General features: G+C 66.4%; 3 protein-coding genes and 1 pseudogene. 2 read left to right on the top strand and 2 right to left on the bottom strand.

The annotated features are described in order from the left end of the window. A partial coding sequence (locus VET27_RS05760; RefSeq protein WP_526516005.1) for a site-specific integrase occupies positions 1–402 on the top strand: 402 nt, incomplete at its 5' end. Continuing rightward, positions 399–1,388, top strand: a complete 990-nt coding sequence (locus VET27_RS05755) for a tyrosine-type recombinase/integrase (protein ID WP_526516003.1) — start codon at positions 399–401, stop codon at positions 1,386–1,388. The genes VET27_RS05760 and VET27_RS05755, both read left to right, overlap by 4 nt. Before the next feature lie 94 nt (positions 1,389–1,482). Here the strand turns inward: VET27_RS05755 and VET27_RS05750 are convergent. Continuing rightward, positions 1,483–1,932 (bottom strand): annotated as a pseudogene (locus VET27_RS05750) (ExeA family protein); the annotation flags it as partial. Continuing rightward, a partial coding sequence (locus VET27_RS05745) for a hypothetical protein (protein ID WP_526516001.1) occupies positions 1,929–2,117 on the bottom strand: 189 nt, incomplete at its 5' end. The pseudogene VET27_RS05750 and the gene VET27_RS05745, both read right to left, overlap by 4 nt.

The raw sequence follows: 2,117 nt of genomic DNA, 5'->3' as shown, positions 1-2,117 counted from the left end.
CTGCACGAGTCGACGTGCGCCGCACTGCGCGACTACGCGCAGGTTCGAGACGAACTGTGCCCACACCCCAAGGCACCCAGCTTCTTCGTCTCCATACGTGGGACCAGGCTGCTCGACGTCACAGTGCACCACGTGTTCCGCGAGCTGCTCATCGAGATCGGACGCGAACCCCAACCGGACGGGACTGGACCGAAGGTCCAGGGTCTGCGACACACCTTCGCAGTGGCCACCGTCCGTGACTGGCATCGTGAGGGAGCCGATCCGACCGGCAAGCTGAGTCTGCTGTCGGCTTACCTGGGCCATGCCGATCCGGCCTACACCTACTGGTATCTGCAAGCCTGCCCCGAACTGCTGGGGTTGGCCGCAGAGCGCTTGGAGCGGTGGCAGGAGCTGCCGCGATGACCACCTTCGCACCGACCATCGAGGCGTACTTCACCGAACGTCTCATCACCCAACGCCAGGCCAGCCCCCGCACCGTCGCCGCCTACCGCGACAGCATTCGGATGCTGTTGGTCTTCGCGCAAGACCGGACCGGCAAGGCCCCGTCGCAGCTCGACGTCAGCGATGTGGATGCCACCCTGGTCGGTGACTTCCTCACCCATCTGGAGCATGACCGGCGCAACAGTGCTCGCACCCGAAACACCCGGCTGGCAGCGATCCATTCGTTGTTCCGGTATGCCGCCTACCGCCATCCCGAACACGCCCAGACGATCCAGCGCGTGCTGGCGATCCCCAGCAAGCGTTACGACAAGCGGGAGCTGGACTACCTCGAGGTCGCCGAGGTGGATGCGCTGCTCGCCGCAACTGACCGGACAACGTGGATCGGCAGACGAGATCACATGCTGCTGGTCCTGGCGGTCCAGACCGGTCTGCGTGTCAGCGAACTTACCCACCTGACCATCGCGGATCTCGAACTCGGACCCGGTGCTCACGTCCGCTGCCACGGCAAGGGTCGCAAGGACCGGGCGACTCCCTTGACCAAGCAGACGGTGGCCCTACTTCGGCAGTGGATGAAAGAGCGATCGGGCGGACCCAGCGACCCGGTGTTCCCAACCTCGCGAGGACAGCGCCTCAGCGTCGACGCCGTGCAGTGGCTGGTGGCCAAGTACAGCAGGATCGCGGCACAGACCAAGCCATCCCTCACCGCGAAGACCGTTTCGCCGCATGTCCTTCGACACACCTGCGCCATGAACCTTCTCGATGCCGGCGTGGACTCCGCCGTGATCGCCCTCTGGCTCGGCCACGAGAGCTCCCAAACGACACAGATCTACGTCCACGCCAGCATGGCGCTCAAGGAAAAGGCCCTCGCCCGCACAGCGCCGCTCAACACCAAACGAGGCCGATACACGCCGCCCGACACGCTCCTTGCGTTCCTGATCACCCTCTGATTATGCCGAGCTCCGAACCCGGAAATGGCTGCCCTGGCTGGAGAGGTCAAGCCGTCATTGCAGGCTCTTCGGCATAACCGGCGGCTCGGCATAAGGTCAGGAGCCGGAGTTCTTCGAGTTGGTCGGCGGAGAGCAGATGCGCCTCGTCGACGGCCACGATGACGGCCCGGCCGCGTTCGTGTTTCTCGGCCGCGAGGTGGTCCATGGTCTGGGCGATCAGGCTGGCGGTGTGGAAGCGTGGGACACCACCGAGGCCGGTGACTAGGGCGGCGTAGAGACCGCGGGCGCCGACGGCCGGGTTCGGCAGGTAGATCACGGTGTGCCGGGATGCGTCGAGTTCGGCCAGGGCGGCGCGCAGCGCGACGGTCTTGCCGGCCCCAACCTCACCGGTGATGACGCCCAGGGCGTTCTCGTTGATGCACCACCGGATCCGGGCGACCGCTTCGGCGTGGCCGGCGTGGCGGTGCAGCATCGAGGGGGCCAGGTCCCGGCGGAACGGGGTGCGGGTGAACCCGAAGTACGACCCGAGCTGGTCCAGACTCACCGGGTCTCCTCCAGGTCGGTGGGGGTTGGGTGCGTCGGGCCCTCGGTGAGCAGGGCTTTGAAGCTGGCCAGTTCCGCTTCCAGCTTCGGGTCCTGCTCGCCTTGGCCTGCCAGGGTGAGCAGGTCGGTGTCGTAGCCCAGTCCGTCGGGATCGGCGGGCGGGGGATCAGTCAGCTGCGCGTACTG

The sequence above is a fragment of the Mycobacterium sp. genome, assembly GCF_035633495.1.
GTDB lineage: Bacteria > Actinomycetota > Actinomycetes > Mycobacteriales > Mycobacteriaceae > Mycobacterium.
The sequence above is the reverse complement of the archived record's forward strand: the minus strand, read 5'-3'. Positions and strand labels throughout refer to the sequence as shown.

What these genes read in the sequence shown, in the direction of transcription:
- VET27_RS05755 (WP_526516003.1), top strand. Translation starts at nt 399, where the DNA reads ATGACCACCTTCGCACCGACCATCGAGGCGTACTTCACCGAACGTCTC.